The sequence below is a fragment of the Pseudonocardia alaniniphila genome (assembly GCF_022524485.1).
GTDB classification, from domain to species: Bacteria; Actinomycetota; Actinomycetes; order Mycobacteriales; family Pseudonocardiaceae; genus Pseudonocardia; species Pseudonocardia alaniniphila.
Map to the genome: position 1 here is coordinate 62,812 of NZ_JAKXMK010000033.1, position 16,592 is coordinate 79,403.

General features: G+C 72.0%; 16 protein-coding genes. 3 read left to right on the forward strand and 13 right to left on the reverse strand.

What is annotated here, in order from left to right; genetic code table 11:
- The first annotated feature begins 124 nt into the window (after nt 1-124).
- Complete coding sequence (locus tag MMF94_RS32860; protein ID WP_241041329.1) at nt 125-961, forward strand: hypothetical protein; 837 nt, start codon at nt 125-127, stop codon at nt 959-961.
- Nucleotides 962-1,042: 81 nt separating this feature from the next.
- On the opposite strand, the gene MMF94_RS32865 is transcribed toward MMF94_RS32860, so the two are convergent.
- Nucleotides 1,043-3,250 carry an ATP-dependent DNA helicase RecG gene (locus MMF94_RS32865; RefSeq protein WP_241041330.1) on the reverse strand — a complete coding sequence of 736 codons (2,208 nt, stop codon included), beginning with the start codon at nt 3,248-3,250 and terminating at the stop codon, nt 1,043-1,045.
- Nucleotides 3,247-4,917 carry a DAK2 domain-containing protein gene (locus MMF94_RS32870; RefSeq protein ID WP_241041331.1) on the reverse strand — a complete coding sequence of 557 codons (1,671 nt, stop codon included), beginning with the start codon at nt 4,915-4,917 and terminating at the stop codon, nt 3,247-3,249. The genes MMF94_RS32865 and MMF94_RS32870 overlap by 4 nt, the downstream gene beginning before the upstream one ends.
- Before the next feature lie 114 nt (nt 4,918-5,031).
- Between MMF94_RS32870 and rpmB the strand changes: the two genes are divergently transcribed.
- Both rpmB and MMF94_RS32880 read left to right on the forward strand, forming a co-directional pair.
- Nucleotides 5,032-5,223 carry a 50S ribosomal protein L28 gene (gene rpmB / locus MMF94_RS32875; RefSeq protein ID WP_241041332.1) on the forward strand — a complete coding sequence of 64 codons (192 nt, stop codon included), beginning with the start codon at nt 5,032-5,034 and terminating at the stop codon, nt 5,221-5,223.
- A 169-nt stretch (nt 5,224-5,392) separates the two neighbouring features.
- Nucleotides 5,393-6,598, forward strand: a complete 1,206-nt coding sequence (locus tag MMF94_RS32880) for a cytochrome P450 family protein (RefSeq protein WP_241041333.1) — start codon at nt 5,393-5,395, stop codon at nt 6,596-6,598.
- Between the two features lie 34 nt (nt 6,599-6,632).
- Here the strand turns inward: MMF94_RS32880 and MMF94_RS32885 are convergent, their stop codons facing one another.
- From MMF94_RS32885 to MMF94_RS32935, 11 genes are all read right to left on the reverse strand, one after another.
- The gene (locus tag MMF94_RS32885) at nt 6,633-7,313 is read right to left on the reverse strand and encodes a uracil-DNA glycosylase (RefSeq protein ID WP_241041365.1); all 681 of its coding nucleotides are present in this window, start codon (nt 7,311-7,313) and stop codon (nt 6,633-6,635) included.
- Nucleotides 7,310-7,831: a gamma carbonic anhydrase family protein gene (locus MMF94_RS32890; RefSeq protein ID WP_241041334.1), complete on the reverse strand. Its 522-nt coding sequence runs from the start codon at nt 7,829-7,831 to the stop codon at nt 7,310-7,312. Before MMF94_RS32890 ends, MMF94_RS32885 begins: the two co-directional genes overlap by 4 nt.
- Before the next feature lie 9 nt (nt 7,832-7,840).
- Entirely contained in the window at nt 7,841-8,200 is a 360-nt protein-coding gene (gene mnhG, locus MMF94_RS32895; protein WP_241041335.1) for a monovalent cation/H(+) antiporter subunit G, read from the reverse strand.
- Nucleotides 8,197-8,475: a monovalent cation/H+ antiporter complex subunit F gene (locus MMF94_RS32900; protein WP_379660412.1), complete on the reverse strand. Its 279-nt coding sequence runs from the start codon at nt 8,473-8,475 to the stop codon at nt 8,197-8,199. The genes mnhG and MMF94_RS32900 overlap by 4 nt, the downstream gene beginning before the upstream one ends.
- Nucleotides 8,472-9,056, reverse strand: a complete 585-nt coding sequence (locus MMF94_RS32905; protein WP_241041336.1) for a Na+/H+ antiporter subunit E — start codon at nt 9,054-9,056, stop codon at nt 8,472-8,474. Before MMF94_RS32905 ends, MMF94_RS32900 begins: the two co-directional genes overlap by 4 nt.
- The gene (locus MMF94_RS32910) at nt 9,053-10,585 is read right to left on the reverse strand and encodes a Na+/H+ antiporter subunit D (RefSeq protein ID WP_241041337.1); all 1,533 of its coding nucleotides are present in this window, start codon (nt 10,583-10,585) and stop codon (nt 9,053-9,055) included. Before MMF94_RS32910 ends, MMF94_RS32905 begins: the two co-directional genes overlap by 4 nt.
- Nucleotides 10,582-11,040, reverse strand: a complete 459-nt coding sequence (locus MMF94_RS32915; protein WP_241041367.1) for a Na(+)/H(+) antiporter subunit C — start codon at nt 11,038-11,040, stop codon at nt 10,582-10,584. Before MMF94_RS32915 ends, MMF94_RS32910 begins: the two co-directional genes overlap by 4 nt.
- Nucleotides 11,041-11,081: 41 nt before the next feature.
- Nucleotides 11,082-11,627 carry an MnhB domain-containing protein gene (locus MMF94_RS32920; protein WP_241041338.1) on the reverse strand — a complete coding sequence of 182 codons (546 nt, stop codon included), beginning with the start codon at nt 11,625-11,627 and terminating at the stop codon, nt 11,082-11,084.
- The gene (gene mbhE / locus MMF94_RS32925) at nt 11,624-14,017 is read right to left on the reverse strand and encodes a hydrogen gas-evolving membrane-bound hydrogenase subunit E (RefSeq protein WP_241041339.1); all 2,394 of its coding nucleotides are present in this window, start codon (nt 14,015-14,017) and stop codon (nt 11,624-11,626) included. The genes MMF94_RS32920 and mbhE overlap by 4 nt, the downstream gene beginning before the upstream one ends.
- A gap of 488 nt (nt 14,018-14,505) precedes the next feature.
- Nucleotides 14,506-14,790, reverse strand: coding sequence for a hypothetical protein (locus tag MMF94_RS32930; protein ID WP_241041340.1), 285 nt, complete (start codon nt 14,788-14,790; stop codon nt 14,506-14,508).
- Between the two features lie 40 nt (nt 14,791-14,830).
- Entirely contained in the window at nt 14,831-16,507 is a 1,677-nt protein-coding gene (locus tag MMF94_RS32935) for a sodium:solute symporter family protein (RefSeq protein WP_241041341.1), read from the reverse strand.
- Nucleotides 16,508-16,592 lie beyond the last annotated feature (85 nt).

A 16,592-nucleotide genomic window follows, 5' to 3' on the forward strand; every position in this document is an offset into this window, starting at 1 on the left:
GATCGGACCCTGCGAACGGCACTGTGCTTCGGTACTAAGGAGAGGTGCGACACCATCTGGACTCCGTGGCCGTCGCCTCGGGTAGAGATGCGTCGCCGTTCGTGACGACGAAGGGTGCGACGTGATGCCACGAGTCCGGCCGGGGCAGTCCGCGGCGTTCGCGGAAGGACGTCGACTGCGGGAGCAGGCAGAGAGGCGCAGGCGGCGCCACGGCGGACGTCATCCCCGATCGCCGTGGCTGCTGTTGTTCGCTGTGCCCGTCATCGCCGGCGGGGCGGGTGCGCTCGCTATGGCGACGATATTCAGCATCATCGTGCTGGGTGTGGCGATCGTCGCGGGCTCGGCGCCGCTGCTCGTGGCGGGTGCGCTCACCTTCGTCGCCGTGCACCGCAGCAGGCGCCACGCGGCCCTGCGCCACCGGAGCGTGTCCGTGCCCACGCCGCCGCCCCCCGCGCGGCCGGTACGCCGGCCCGACCTCGAGTGGGGGAAGGTCCGCAACCGGTTCCACGCCTTGCGGTCCGCGTACGCCGCGTTCGAGTGCGACCCCATGGAGGTGCTGCGGCTGCCCGCGCTCGCCGACGTGTCGGTGCCGAGCACCGCGCGGTTCGTCGACGCCTTCGCCGAGGCCCAGGCCCTCGACACCGACCGGTTCCCGCCCGCCTCGCACGCCGCCGCGTTCGAGGCCGCCGTCGATCGGGCCGAACGCGCATGGCAGGCCGCCCGTGAGGCAGCCCAACGCATCCGGCTCTCGGGGCTGTCCCCCGCCGAGCGCGCCACCGTGGAACGCGTGATCAAGCTGCTCACCACCGCTCGCGACTCCGACAGCGACCCCGAGCGGCTCGCCGCCTACTCCCGCGCCCGCTCGGAGCTCGCCAAGCTCGACCGCGCCGGGGTGATCCACCTTCCCCCGACGGCCGCGGCTGCACTGGACGCCGCGGCACGAGGAGCGCTCCCCGGCTGACTCCCGCGACCGCGGTGCACGAACGGCCCGGCAGTCCGACGGCCCCGCACGAGCGGGCCGCTCGTGCGGGGCCGAGCCGCGTCAGACCTTGTCGAGATAGGCGGCGCGCTCCTCGTCGCCCACGGTCTCGCCGACGAGCGCGGCGAGTCCGGGGTGGTCGCGGAGACCTGGGTCGTCGGCCACGATGTCGGCCGCATAGACCTGTGCCTTCGCGATGATCTCCTCGTGGCGCAGCAGTGACAGCAGCCGCAGGCCGGAACGGCGGCCCGACTGCAGCGCGCCCAGTACGTCGCCCTCCCGCCGCAGCTCCAGGTCGAGCCGGGCGAGCTCGAACCCGTCGGTGGTGCCGGCCACCGCGTCGAGCCGTTCCCGCGCGGTGCTCGCCGCAGGCGCTTCGGTGACCAGCAGGCAGACGCCCGGCGCGGAGCCCCGGCCCACCCGGCCGCGGAGCTGGTGGAGCTGGGAGAGACCGAACCGATCGGCGTCGAGGATGACCATGCCGGTGGAGTTGGGCACGTCGACACCGACCTCGATCACCGTGGTGGCCACCAGGACGTCGAGCTCGCCGCGCTCGAAGGCCCGCATCACGGTGTCCTTCTCGTCGGGCGGCAGCTTGCCGTGCAGCACACCGAGCCGCAGCCCGTGGAGCGCTCCCTCCTCCAGCCGCGGCAGCACCTCGAGCACCGCCAGCGGCGGGCGGCGGGCGCTGCCGTCGTCGGAGTCGGCACCCTCGTCGGGATCGTCGAGGTCGACGAGATCGTCGCCGGGGTCGTCCCTGCCGTTGTCGCCGTTGTCGCCGCCCACCCGCGGACACACGATGTAGACCTGGTGCCCGGCCTCGACCTCCTCGTGCACGCGGCGCCAGACGCGCTGCAGCCAGGCGGGCTTCTCCGCCAGGGGCACGACGGTGGTGGCGATCGGCGAGCGTCCGCCCGGAAGCTCGCGCAGCGCGGAGACCTCCAGGTCGCCGTAGACCGTCATCGCGACGGTGCGCGGGATCGGCGTGGCCGTCATGACCAGCATGTGCGGCGCGAGCTCACCGCGCCCGCGCAGCGCGTCGCGCTGCTCCACACCGAATCGGTGCTGCTCGTCGACGACGACCAGGCCGAGGTCGGCGAACCCGACGTTGTCCTGGATCAGGGCGTGGGTGCCGACGACGATCCCGGCAGCGCCGGACTGGGCGTCGAGCAGCGCCTGGCGCTTGGCCTTGGTGCCGAGCGAACCGGTGAGGAGCGTGACGGCGGTGGCCTGCTCGGCGCCGTCGAGCTCGCCGCGGCGCCCGAGCGGGCCCAGCAGGGTGCGCAGCGACCGCGCGTGCTGGGCGGCGAGCACCTCGGTGGGCGCCAGCAGGGCCGCCTGCCTGCCACCGTCGACGACCTGCAGCATCGCCCGCAGCGCGATGACCGTCTTGCCCGCGCCGACGTCGCCCTGCACGAGCCGGTTCATCGGGTGCTCGCCGGCGAGATCCGCGGAGATCTCCGCGCCGACCGCGTGCTGGCCCGCGGTGAGCGTGAACGGCAGCGCGGCGTCGAACGCGTCGAGCAGGCCACCCGGCTTGGGTGGGCACGCCGCGGCCGGCCGCGAGACCGTGGCCTGCCTGCGCAGCGCCAGGGCGAGCTGGACGCCGATCGCCTCGTCCCAGACGAGCCGGTTGCGGGCGGCGTGGAAATCGGCCTCGGACTCAGGCACGTGGATGCGCCGCAGGGCCCGCCCCAGCTCCGCGAGGCCCTCGCGCTGCCGGAGCCCGGCGGGAAGCGGGTCGGTGGGGTCGTCGAGGAGCTCGAGCACCTGACGCACGCAGCGTGCGATCTCCTGCGAGTTGACCTTGCCGGTGGCCGGGTAGACGGAGAGGAACGGCCGCACCTCGTCGGCCTCGTCGAGCGGCTCGAACTGCGGGTGGGTGAGCTGCAGCTTCTTGTTGAACACCCCGACCTTGCCGGAGAACACCGCGCGCACCCCGGGCCGGATGACGTGCTGGACCTTGTGGCCGTTGAAGAAGGTGCAGTCGAGCGTGGCGCCCTTCTCGTCGCGGATGACGACGTTCAGCAGCTTGCCGCGCCGGGCCCTCATGTCCCGCAGCGTGGCCTTCTCCACCTGGGCGACGAGGGTGGCGTGCTCGCCGATCTCGAGCCCCGCGATGTCGGTGAGCTTGCCGCGGTCGACGTAGCGGCGCGGGTAGTGGCGCACCAGGTCGCCGACCGTATGGATCTCGAGCTGCGCCGCGAGCAGGTCGGCCGCCCGCTTGCCGATGAGCGGGAGCAGCGGGCTGAGCATGTCGACGTCCGTCATTCCACCCCCAGCACGATCGCGTAGTCGGACTGCCCGCCCCGGTGCACAACGATGTCGACCTCGGGATGGGCGCGGCTCAGTTCGGCCGCGAGCGCGTCGGCGAGTGACGGGTCGGTGCCCTCGCCGAGGAGCACGGTGACGAGCTCTCCGCCGACGGTGAGCATGCGATTAGCCAACCACAGCCCGCCGACGGCCAGGTCGGGGGCGATCACGACGACCTCGCCGTCGGTGATCCCGAGGACGTCACCGGGCTCGCACGGGCCCACCCACGTGAGTGCCTCGGTCTCGGCGGTCAGCAGGCCGCCGGTGCGGGTACCTGCGGCGGCCTCGGCCATCGCGACGACGTCGTCGCCCACCCGGCGCTGCGGGTCGTGCACGGCCAGTGCCGACAACCCCTGCAGCACCGACGCCGTGGGCACCACGAGCACCTCCTGCCCGTCCCGGCGCGCCAGCACCGCGGCCCGCTCGGCAGGCGCGGTGAGCTCGGAGTCGTCCGGGAGCAGCACGACGTGCCGGGCCCGCGTGCCGGCGAGCGCGGCGACGAGGTCGGCGACGTCCACCTCCCGGTCGCGCGGGCGCTCCAGCACCGCGGCTCCCGCCGACCGTGCGAGCTCAGCGATCTCCGCCCCACCCACGACCATCAGCACCGCACGGTCCCGGACGAACCGGGCGTCGCACCCGGACCCCGGGGCGTCGCCGATCTGGTCGGCGAACCGGATCACGGCGATCCGGTGCGGCCTGCCGGCGGACAGACCCGCCTCGATGGCCGCCCCGATGTCGGTGCAGTGCACGTGGACGTTCCAGAGGCCGTCGCCGTCGCCGACCACGGAGACGCAGTCCCCCAGCGCCTCTAGCTCCGCCCGCAGCGCGTTCACGCGGTCCGTGGACGTGCCCTCGAGCAGGTACATGACCTCGTAGTCGTGGCCTGGCCGGCCGCCCTCCCGCTGCGCGACGAGCACGTCCCGGGGGCTGATCGACTTCGGGACGGACACGACCGGGGCCGGGAGACGGTCGGTGCCGCTGCGCCCGCTCACCAGCGCGGCCAGTGCGTCGAGCACGATGTAGAGACCGAGGCCGCCTGCGTCGACGACCCCTGCCCTGGCGAGCTCGGGGAGCTGCCCGGTGGTGGCCTGCACCGCGCCTGCCGCCGCTTCGGCGGCAGCGAGCGCGACGTCGTCGAGCCGCTCGGGGCCGGCCGCGACCGCGGCGCCCGCGGCGGCGTCGAGCACCGTCAGCACCGTGCCCTGCCGTGGCCGGGCGACCGCGGCGGTGGCCAGCCGGTGGGCCCGGCAGAGCGCGTCGGCGAGCACGGCCCCGGCGGGCGTGGGACCCGCGCGCGCTGCCAGTGCGTCGGCCACTCCGCGCATGACCTGCGACAGGATCATCCCGGAGTTGCCCCGTGCCCCCACGAGCGCGCCGCGGGCGAGCGCCCCGGCCACCGCCGCGACCCCGCGCGCTGCCCCGTCGCCGTTCTCCCGGCTCTCCCGCCGCGCCCGGCGCACGGCCTCAGCCGCGGCGCGCATGGTCAGCAGCAGGTTGGTGCCGGTGTCACCGTCGGGCACCGGGAAGACGTTGATGCGATCGATCTCGGCGCGGTGCCGTTCCAGCGCCTGGGTGGCGGCCCGCGTCCAGCCGGTGAGCAGCGCGGAGTCGAGGGTCGGGGGCACTCGCCACAGGGTAGCGACGGGCGGTGTGCGGCCGGTGCAGCGGCGCAGGTACTCTGGTCTCTCGCGACCGGGCTGGACCCGGCTCCCCCATTGTCTACCCGAGGAGTGTTCGACGTGGCTGCCGTCTGCGACGTCTGTGGAAAGGGTCCGGGCTTCGGCATGTCCGTCTCGCACTCGCACCGCCGCACCCACCGTCGCTGGAACCCGAACATCCAGACCGTGCGTGCCCGCATCGGTGGCGGCAACCGCCGCCGCATGAACGTCTGCACGTCCTGCCTGAAGGGCGGCAAGGTCGCCCGCGCCTGAGCGCGAGCGACACCAGGTTTTCTCGGACGGCGCCGCCCTCCGCTCCATGCGGACGGCGGCGCCGTTTCGTCGTGCCGCCGGAGTGATCGTTCTTGCAGTTCGCACCGCGCACCCTCGTGCCACTATCGGGATCAACCGGACGCCTACCGCCCGCTCGAGGAGTACCCGCGTGACGCTCGCCCCCGACCCCTTCACCTCGGCCTCCCACGGAGAGCGCCACAGCGCCTACACCGAGCTCAACGACCGCGGGCCCGTGCACCTCGTACGGCGGACCCGCTCCCGGTCGATCTGGCTGGTCACGGGCTATGCCGAGGCCCGCGCGTGCCTCACCGACCCCCGGCTGGTCAAGGGCGGGGGAAGCGCCAACATCTTCGGCCAGCGGCTCGATCCGGGGCTGCTCGCCGCCACCCGCACGGAGATGCTCAGCAGCGACCCGCCGGACCACACCCGGCTGCGCAAGCTCGTGTCGGGCGCGTTCACCATGCGGCGCATCGACCAGCTCGCCCCCCGCATCCAGGAGATCGTCGACGGACTGCTCGACGACCTCGTCGACGTCGAGTCCGCCGATCTCGTCGCCGCGTTCGCCTACCCGTTGCCGATGACGGTGATCTGCGAGCTGCTGGGCATCCCGGAGGAACGGCGGCGCGACTTCCGCACCTGGTCCTCGCTGGTCATCGATCCTGCGGTGAGCGGCTTCGACGCCTTCGCGGCCGCGACCGAGGCGCTCGTCGGCTTCGTGCGCGAACTGATCGCGATCAAGCGCGTGCAGCCTGCCGACGACCTGCTCTCAGCGGTGGTCGCCGTGCGGGACGGCACGGACCGGCTATCGGAGGACGAGCTGACGTCGCTCGTGGTCCTGCTGCTGATCGCGGGCCACGAGACCACCGTGAACCTGCTCACCAACGCCACCTACGCCCTGCTGACCCATCCCGGCCAGTTGGCCCTGCTGCGGTCCGAGCCCGAGCGGCTCCCGGCCGCCGTCGAGGAGTTCCTGCGGTTCGACGGTCCGCTGCAGATCGCGACGCAGCGGGTGGCCGCCGAGACGTTCGAGCTGGGCGGCGTCACGATCTCCGCGGGGGACCCGGTGCTCGTCGGGCTCCTCGCCGCCAACCGCGACACGTCCCACCTGCCGGGCGCTGACGTTCTCGACATCACCCGCACGCCCACTCCGCACCTGGCCTTCGGGCACGGGATCCACCACTGCCTCGGTGCACCGCTCGCCCGCCTCGAGGCCCGTATCGCGCTCGGCTCCCTGATCAGCCGCTTCCCCCACCTCCGGCTGGCCGAGGCCGCCGCGGACGTGCCCGTGGACGACGCCGTGCTGATCAACGGCCTCAACGCGCTCCACATCGCCACGCGGCCGCTGCCCGCCTGACCAGCTCGGATCAGGTCAGATCAGGTCAGGTCGGTCAGGGCAGCTTCCAGTCCACCGGGTCCCCGCCGAGCTCGTCCAGCAGCGCGTTGACCCGGCTGAACGGACGCGACCCGAAGAACCCGCGGTCGGCCGACATGGGACTGGGGTGCGCCGACTCGACGCACGGCACGTCCCCGAGCAACGGCACCAGGTTGCGCGCGTCACGGCCCCAGAGGATCGCGACCAGCGGCTCGCCCTCGCGGTCCACGAGAGCGCGGATCGCCTGCTCGGTGACCTTCTCCCAGCCCTTGTTGCGGTGCGAGCCCGGGTTGCCCGGCTCCACCGTCAGCACCCTGTTGAGCAGCAGCACACCCTGCTCGGCCCAGGGCGTGAGGTCACCGGTGGACGGGGTGGGGTGGCCGAGATCCTCGCTGTACTCACGGAAGATGTTGGCCAGCGACCGCGGGACGGGACGCGTCTGCGGTGCCACCGAGAACGACAGCCCGATCGCGTGGCCCGGCGTCGGGTAGGGGTCCTGGCCGACGATCAGCACGCGCACCTGGTCGAACGGCTGGGTGAACGCACGCAGGACGTTCGCCCCGGCCGGAAGGTAGCGGCGCCCCGCAGCGATCTCCGCGCGCAGGAACTCGCCCATCTCGGCCACCACCGGTGCGACGGGGGCGAGCGCCCGCGCCCATCCGGCTTCCACGACCTCTTCGAGTGGCTTGGCCATCAGGGAAGCCTCCGCAGCTCGGCGCGGAACCGTTTCCCGCGTTGGATGTAGCTCTGTACGGCGCGGTCGTAGTAGCCCTCGGGCACCTCGTAGCCCTCCCGCACGCGCGCCGGCACGCCCAGCGCCATCCGCCGTGCCGGGACCTTCGCGTTCGGCGACACCACAGCACCGGCACCGACCACGGCTCCCTCGCCGACCGTGGCCCCGTTGAGCACCACCGAGCCCGACGAGATGAGTGCCCGGTCGCCGACCGTGGCTCCCTCGATGTGGACGTTGTGCCCGACCGTCACCTCGGCGCCGATGATCGTGGGGTGGCGCGGGGTGCAGTGGATGACCGAGCCGTCCTGCACGCTGGTGCGCGGACCGACCTCGATGCGTCCGTCGTCGCCGCGGAGCACCGCCCCGGGCCAGATCGAGGCCTCCGCGCCGATCGTCACGGTGCCGATGACCACGGCGTCGGGATGGATATACGCATCCGGATGGATGACGGGTTCGGCGTCGCCGAGCGCGTAGAGGGGCACGCGGCGAGCCTATGACGAGCCATCTCGCGGCAGCTTCCCGGCCAGTTGGTCGACGACGAGCAGGTCGCGCCGCACACCACCGCTGCGGTAGGCCGACCGGCCCGCGAGCTGGGAGATCACCGGCGCGGTGATCACCTGGAAGAACGCGACGAGTACGAGCGTCACGGCACTCTCCAGTTCCACCCTCAGCGCGGTGCCGGCGAGCACCAGCAGCAGGCCCAGCGTCTGCGGTTTGGTGGCCGCCTGCAGCCGCCCGAGCAGGTCCGGCAGCCGGAGCAGGCCGACCGCGCCCAACAGGCACGACAGCGCCCCGAGGAGCAGCAGCACCGCGGACGCGATGTCCCGTGCGGTGTGGAGGGCGGGGGTCACCGGTGCCGCTCCCTACGCTCGGCCAGCCGCATCGCCGAGGCCGACCCGACGAAACCGAGCAACGCGACCGCCGCGAGCAGCGGGATGTTGGAACCGTCCTCGTAGAAGGCCACGTAGACCGCGGCGGCGGCGACCATCAACAGCACGAGCACGTCGAGCGCCACGATGCGGTCGAGCGTCTCCGGGCCCAGCAGCAGCCGCACCAGTGTGAGGGCGGCGGCGAGCCCGAGCATGCACAGAACCACCACGAACACGATGGTCATTCCGCCGTTCATCGCGGCCCTCCCTCCTGCACGATCCGGCGCCGCGCCTCCGCCAGCTCCTCCGCGGTACCGAACGCCGCGAGCACCCGCCGCTGCATGTCCAGGGTGCGCAGCCGGGTCCGTTCGGCTCCCGCACGGTCGCGCGGGCCGAGGGCGTAGACGTACCAGACCTTCTGTTCCTGATCGATCTGCAGCGCCATCGCGCCCGGCGACAGCGACAGCGCGTTGGCCATGATCGTGATCACCCGGTCCGACGTGGTGAGCAGGGGAACGGCGACGATCGCGCCCCGGGCGTCCGTGCCGCGGCGCAGGATCTGCCAGGCCACCTCCACGCTCGAGGCCGCGAGGTCGTAGAGGAGGAAGGCGGCCAGCCCGAGCAGGCGCAGCGGCCGCACCGAGAGCCGGTCGGGCAGCCGCGGCATCGGGAACAGCGCCGTGACGATCACCGCGACCACCACACCGCCGAGCACACTCTGGGGCGTGAACGTTCCCCACAGCAGCACCCACACCAGTGTCAGCCAGGCGACGCGCGGCAGCCTGGCCAGCAGGCCGGGAGCGCGCCGCGGCACGGGTGGCCGGTCGTGGTCGATCATCGGCCCCCCTGTGGGCCCAGCACCGCGTCGATGTACGGAGTCCGCTCCATGAGGTCCACGCCGGCCTGGGCGGTGACGGCCGTCAGTGGGCCGGCGAAGACCACGATCGCGAGGCTGACCGCGATCAGCCCACCCGTCGCCGCGTACATCGGCGCGGACGTCCTGGCCGTGCCGACCAGCACCTCGTCGGTGGGGTCGTCGTCGGGACGCGGTGGCTTCGGCTTCCCCCAGAACACCCGGACCCACACCCGGACCAGCGCGTAGAGCGTCAGGAGGCTGGCCAGGATCAGCACGCCGGCCACGACCTGGGGGAAGGGGCCCGCCCCCGCACCGGCCTCCAGGAGCGCGAGCTTCGCGACGAACCCCGCGGTCGGCGGGATGCCCGCCAGCGTCAGGGCCGGCACGGCGAAGAGCACGGCGAGGCCGGGTGCGCTGCGTGCGAGTCCGCCCATCTCGTCGAGGGCCACCGTGCCGGTGCGGCGCGTGATCAGGCCGCTCACCAGGAAGAGCGTGGCGAGCACCGTGATGTGGTGGGCGGCGTACAGCATGGCCCCGGACAGCCCTGCCGCGTCGAAAACGGCCAGCCCGAAGAGCATGAACCCGATGTGGCTGACCAGAAGGAACGACAGCAGCCGGTTGAGGTCGTTCTGTGCCAGCGCGCCCAGCGCCCCGACCAGCATGGTCGCGACGGAGAGCACGAGCAGGAGCGTCCACGGCGCGTCGCGGCCGAACAGGAGCGTCTCGGTGCGCAGCAGCGCGTAGAAGCCCACCTTCGTCAGCAGGCCCGCGAACAGCGCGGCCACCGGCCCCGGCGCGTTGGGGTAGCTGTCGGGCAGCCAGAAGTGCAGCGGCACGATCGCCGCCTTGATCCCGAAGACGACCAGCAACATCAGAGCCAGCACCTGGCCCACGCCGGGCTGCAGCATGCCGATGCGCTCGGAGAGATCCGCCAGGTTCACGGTGCCGGTCGCTGCGTACACCAGGGCCACCGCCGTGAGGAACAGCAGCGACGACAGCAGGCTGACCGTCACGTACGTCATGCCGGCCCGGATCCGCCGAGCGCCCGTACGCCGTGTGATCAGCACGTAGGACGCGGTCAACATCAGCTCGAACGCCACGAACAGGGTGAACAGGTCCCCGGTGAGGTAGGCGAGGGAGACTCCGGCGCAGAGCATCAGGTACATCGGGTGGAACGTGGTGCTCGCCGTGCGGCGCCCGTAGTCGGTGATCCGCTGGTCGATCGCGTACACCAGCACGGCGAGCGTCACCAGCGTCGAGACGAGCAGCAGCAGCGCCGAGAGCCGGTCGGCCACGAGCGCGATGCCCACGGGAGCGGCCCAGCCACCGAGTTCGGCGACGACCGGGCCGCGCTCGTCGGCCACGACGAGCAGCACCCCGGCGATCACCGCCACCACCGCGAGCACGGCGACGCCGACCACGCGCTGCAGCGCAGCGGACCGGCTGCCGATCACCGAGACCGCGGCGGCGAGCATCGGCAGCAGCACCGGCAGCGTGATGATCGTCGTCACGAGCGCTCCTGCCCGCGCGCGGCCCGCGCCTCGATCTCGTCGTCGGCGCGTTCGAGGGCGTCCTCGTCGCCGTCATCGGCCTCGAGCGGCGCCGAGGGCGTCTTCTGCCGCGAGATCCGCCGGTCCTCGACATCGTCCTGCACCTCGTCGTGGCCGACCAGCACGAAGGCGCGGTAGCCCAGCGCGAGCAGGAAGGTCGTGAGCGCGAAGGTGATCACGATGGCGGTGAGCGCGAGAGCCTGCGGCAACGGGTCGGCGAACGACTCCGGCGGCGCGGTTCCGACGATCGGCGGCCGCCCCGGCGGACCACCGGCGAGTTGCAGCAGCAGGTTGGTGCCGTGGCCCAGCACCACCACGCCGATCAGCACGCGCATCAGCGACCGCGACAGCAGCAGGGTGAAGCCGACGGCGTAGAGGACGCCCACGGTCAGCGCCATGACCACGTTGATCGTGATCGGTGAGCCGGCCTCCGCGGCCAGAAGCGGAACGATCATGGTCACGGCAGCTCCCCGGCGTCGTCCATGTCCCGTTCGATGCCGGTGCCGAGGGCGCGTAGCAGGTCGAGGACCACCCCGATGATCAGCACGTAGACCCCGATCTCGAGGAACAGGCTGGTCTGCAGCTCGATCGGGCCGAGCAGCGGCAGGTCCACCGCGAGTTTCGTGGTGGACAGCACGGGCGCACCGAACGCCGCCGGCACCAGCCCGGTCACGAGCGCCAGCGCCAGCCCGCTCCCGATCACGGCGGGTACGCGCGGGGCCATCACCGCTCCGAGGTCGGCGCTGCCGCCCGCGATGTAGCGCAGCACGAACGCGAGCCCGGCCACGAGGCCCGCGGAGAACCCGCCGCCCGGCCCGTAGTGCCCCACCAGCAGGAGGTACAGGGAGAAGACGAGCACGGTCGGGAACACCGCGCGCGTGGTCATCTCCAGCAGCAGGCTGCGGTCCTCGGGGTTGCGGCACTCCCCCGGCAGCATCCATGGCTCCTGCGGCCGGTCCCACTCCTCGAAGGGGCGCTGGTGCGGGGTCTCGTCTGTGGTCATCCCGTCGGTCCTCCCACTCCTCCGCGGCGCAGTACGTCGTCCTCGTGCCGGGGGCTGCTCCGACCGCTCTCGACGCGGCGGCGCTCGCGCTGCCGGTCGTAGCGGGTGGCGAGCACGAGGCTGGCCACCCCGGCTGCGGCGACGAACAGCACCCCGATCTCCCCGACCGTGTCCAGCGCCCGGAAGTCGACGATGATCGCGCTGACCACGTTGGTCGCCCCGGCCTCGGTGGGTGCGAGCCGCGCGAACTCCTCGGTGGTCGCCGACGGGGTGGTGCGGGCTCCGGTCATCACCACCGCGTAGGCGGCCACAGCGGCCCCGCCCACGATCCCCAGCAGCGCCTTGGGTACCCGCACCCGGCGCGGCGGCCGCTCCTCGGTGAACTCCGCGGGCAGCCTGCGCAGTACGAAGACGAACGCCACCACCGACAGGGTCTCGACGAGGAACTGCGCCAGCGCCAGGTCCGGCGCCCCGTCCACGATGAAGAGCCCACCGACGCCGTAACCGATCACCCCGACGAGGAGCACGGCCGTGAAGCGGCGGCGCGCTCGCAGTACTGCGACCGCCGCGATCACGACGATGATCGCGAGGGGCACCTGCATCACCGAGTGGTACAGCGTCTGGCCCGCCGGCCAGGCGCCGCCCACCGCGACGGCGATCCCGGGCAGCAGCACGAACGCGACGAGGATCGTGGCCAGGTACGCAGGGAGGGACCCGACCTGCAGTCGGCCGGTCACGGCGAGGGCGACGCGGGCGATGGCCGCGATCGTGAGCTCGTACGCACGCTGCGCGGTGAACGGGCTGCGGTGGGAGAGAGCGGTGACACGGTCGCGCTGCGCGTACAGCACCAGGCCGCCCGCGACCGCCAGGGCGGCGAGCAGCAACGGCGGACCGACGCCGTGCCAGAGCGCGAGGTGGTAGCCGGACCCGCGGGGGTAGGGGCGCGCGTAGCTCGCGCCGAGCGCGTCGACCACGGGGTAGGCGATCCCGAGCACCAGACCGGCGACCGAGCAGACCCAGACGGGCGCGGTGAGCAGCGGGCCGGGAGGGTGCGCCACACGGGTCGGTTCGACGCGGGGCTTGCGCGCGAACGCCCCCCACAGGAACCGCGCGCTGTACGCCACGGTGAACATCGACCCGAGCAGCAGGACGAGCGTGACGGTCCACCCGCGCGCGCCCCCCTCGCGGACGAACGCCTCGAACGCGGCCTCCTTGGCGACGAAGCCCAGGAACGGCGGCAGCCCCGCCATCGACGCCGCGGCGAGTGTCGCAGCGACGGCGGAGCCCGGCAGCGCGGTGTACAGACCAGAGAGCTTCCGCAGGTCGCGCGTGCCCGTCGCGTGGTCGATCGTGCCGACGGTCATGAAGAGCGACGCCTTGAACAGCCCGTGAGCGAGCAACAGGGCCATCCCGGCGAGCGCGGAGATCTCCCCCAGCCGTCCGCCGCTCCCGAGCAGCACCATGAGGAAGCCGAGCTGGCTGACCGTGCCCAGGGCGAGGAGCTGTTTCAGGTCGGTGGCCGACAGGGCGCGCCAGCCTCCGACGAGCATCGTGCCGAGGCCGACGGCGATCACCGGCACCCACCAGACGGCGAGATCGGAGAACCCCGGCGCCAACCGCGCCACGAGATAGACGCCCGCCTTCACCATGGACGCCGCGTGCAGGTAGGCGCTCACCGGTGTGGGGGCGACCATCGCAGCGGGCAGCCACGGGTGGAACGGCAGCTGGGCCGACTTCGTGAATGCCCCGAGCAGGATCAGCAGCAGCGCCGCCGACACGAGCGTGCCGTGCAGCCTGCCCGCGCTCCCGGCGGCCACGATCTCGGAGATCTGGTAGGTGCCCGCGGCCTCGCCGAGTAGAACGAACCCGAGCAGCATCGCCAGGCCGCCGAACACGGTGACCAGCAGAGCCTGCACCGCGCTGCGCCGTTCCTCCCCTCGCTCACCGCTCTGTCCGATCAGCAGGAACGACGCCACCGACGTCAGCTCCCAGAACACGTAGAGCGTGAGGAGGTCGTCGGCGAGTACCAGGCCGAGCATCGCGCCCGCGAAGACGAGCAGCAGGGCGGCGGTACGCGGGGCATCCGGCGAGTCCGGGCCGAAGTAGCCCATGCAGTACACGAGGATCACCGCGCCGATCCCCGACACCAGCACGACCATCCCGAGCGCCAGGGCGTCGAGCCGGAACCCGAGCATCAGCCCGAGCGCGGGAGCCCATGCCGTGGTCTCGGTGATCCCGCCCGCGAGCGCCGGCGCGGTGTTGGCGAGAGCCCACACCAGGGCGACGACGGGTAGGACGGCCGCCACCGCGAAGCCCGCCCGCCGGTTGCGCGCCGAGACGAGCGGCAACAGGGCGGCGACCACGAAGTGCGCGACGACGAGCGCGAGCAAGGGCGACTCCTCTCGTCCTGGACCGGACCACGGGCGAGTTGCCCGAACGGGAGAGCGATCCCCGGATCAGCGGGGCGATCGGCCCGGGCTCGCGCACCCCTGCCGCACACCGGATCCGATGATCCGGGCGGCCCCGGCGCTCGGTACGACCCTACCTTCCGTCCTTTTTCGGACGGGACGCCCCAAATCCCCGACCTCGGCCGACGGCCTCCCGTCACATGCGTGCTTCGTCTCACACGTCGATCTGGAACGATCCAGTAGATCGATTCGCTGCACTGGGTGTAGGCGCACAGTGCGACTGCCACCCGCAGTGGAGCGGGCGTTCGACGAACGACGAGGAGGACCGCATGACCGACACCACCAGGCGATTCGCCGCCGGGCTCCGGGAGGCGCTCCGTCGCCTCGACGACTGGACCTTGGTCGCGTTCAACCCGCGCTACCCCACGCCGGGCCGGCGCGGCTGAGCACGAACCGGCGGGCGCCGCTCGTCAGTGGCGCTCGCCGGGCGGGACCAGTGGCCGTAGGTAGGCCCACAGCGCGAACAGCACGGCGATCACGATCATGACGATCCCCGACCACAGGTTGATGTCGATCCCGCCGGCCTTCTCGAGTTCGCCGGGGCTCTCGAAGAACAGGCCCATCACCAGCAGGATGATCCCGTAGACGCCGAACAGCAGCGCGATGATCGAGCGCAGGTCGAACAGCTGCGACGCGGCGCTGGGTGCGGCCTCGGTGGCGGCGTGGTTGACGGTGTTGCCCTCGGGTTCGCTCACGGATGCCTCCCTCTCGGGTTCTGCGTCAGTCTCGGGTGGGTCACGCGAAGAGCAGGTACAGCACGATGGTCAGCGCGATCACGATCGATCCCAGCACCACGGGCGACTGCCACCAGCTGCCCTCGTCCTCACCGGTGCGCATCCGCTCCCGCGGGGTGAGCGACCAGACCAGGCCGACCAACTCGGCGTCCGGCTTCGGGGCGGTGACCGCCGAGACCGCCACCGCGACCGCGATCCCGACCACGAACGCGGCGCTCGCGCCGATGAACGACCCCGCCTGCGACGACACGGCGATGACGCCGGACCGCACCAGCACGTCGATCACGATCGCCGCGATGGTGCCGGAGATCAGTCCTGTCCAGCCCGCCGTGCCGGTCATCCGCTTCCAGAACAGGCCGAGGATGAAGATCGCGAACAGCGGGGCGTTGAAGAAGCTGAACAGCGTCTGGATGTAGTCCATCAGGTTCTGGAAGCTGCCGGCGATGAACGCCGTGCCGATGGCCAGCAGGCACCCGACGACGGTGATCGTGCGGCCCACGCGCAAGTAGTAATCGTCCGGCCGGCCCGGACGCACCCAGTCCTGCCAGATGTCGTAGGTGAACACCGTGTTCAGCGAGCTGACATTCGCCGCCATGCCCGCCATGAACGACGCCAGCAGCCCGGCCAGGGCCACGCCGAGGATGCCGTTGGGCAGCACCTCGTTCATCAGCAGCGACAGCGCGTTGTTGTAGGTGATGTCGGTGGCACCGCCCTCCTTGAGGGTGGTGAGCTGCGGCACCAGCACACCCGCGATCATGCCGGGGATCACCACGACCAGCGGGATGAGCGCCTTCGGGAACGCGGCGATGATGGGCGTACGCCGGGCAGCCGACATGCTGCGCGCCGAGAGCGCACGCTGCACCTCGGCGAAGTTGGTGGTCCAGTAGCCGAACGAGAGCACGAACCCGAGCCCGAACACGATCCCGAGCACCGACAGGAACGGGTTGGCGATCTCGGTGAGCGCGGTGCCCGGCCACGTCGACACCTGCTCCGGCCCCGGCGGAAGACCGACCACCTGTGCCTTCAGCCCGTCCCACCCACCGACCCGGGCGAGCCCGGCGACCGTGAGCGGCACCAGCAGAGCGATGATGACGAAGAACTGCAGCACCTCGTTGTAGATCGCCGCGGACAACCCGCCCAGGAACGTGTAGCTGAGCACCACCAGCGCGGCGATCGGGATCGCGAGGTTCAGCGACCAGCCCAGCAGCGCCTCGAGGATCAGACCCAGCGCGAACAGGTTCACCCCGGCGATCAGCACGGCCGCGACGGCGAAGGTCACGGCGTTGACCCGTTGTGTCGTCTTGTTGAACCGCTTGCGGAGGAACTCCGGAACACTACGAGCCTTGCTGCCGTAGTAGAAGGGCATCATCACGATGCCGAGGAACACCATCGCCGGGATGGCGCCGATCCAGTAATAGTGGAATGTCGCCACGCCGTACTGCGCGCCGTTGGCCATCATCCCGATGAGCTCGATCGCGCCGAGGTTGGCCGAGACGAACGCCAACCCCGTCACCCACGCCGGCAACGACCGGCCCGACAGCAGGAAGTCCAGGCTGGAGGCGACCGACCGGCGGGCCATCACCCCGATCCCCAGCACCAGCACGAAATAGAAGACGACGAACACGTAGTCGATCGCGGTCGTGTCGAGCCGCAGATCGGTCTGTGCGAGCACCGCCACCGTTGTCCCCTCCACCGCTCGTCGAACCCGTGGTGTGCGGATCATTCGCCACGTGGGCGTGTCTCGCCATCGCTGGGAGCGACGT

Coding starts and splice junctions, on each gene's coding strand:
- MMF94_RS32860 (WP_241041329.1), top strand. CDS start 125: ATGCCACGAGTCCGGCCGGGGCAGTCCGCGGCGTTCGCGGAAGGACGT.
- MMF94_RS32905 (WP_241041336.1), bottom strand. CDS start 9,056: ATGATCGACCACGACCGGCCACCCGTGCCGCGGCGCGCTCCCGGCCTG.
- MMF94_RS32900 (WP_379660412.1), bottom strand. CDS start 8,475: ATGAACGGCGGAATGACCATCGTGTTCGTGGTGGTTCTGTGCATGCTC.
- MMF94_RS32920 (WP_241041338.1), bottom strand. CDS start 11,627: ATGACCACAGACGAGACCCCGCACCAGCGCCCCTTCGAGGAGTGGGAC.
- MMF94_RS32865 (WP_241041330.1), bottom strand. CDS start 3,250: ATGACGGACGTCGACATGCTCAGCCCGCTGCTCCCGCTCATCGGCAAG.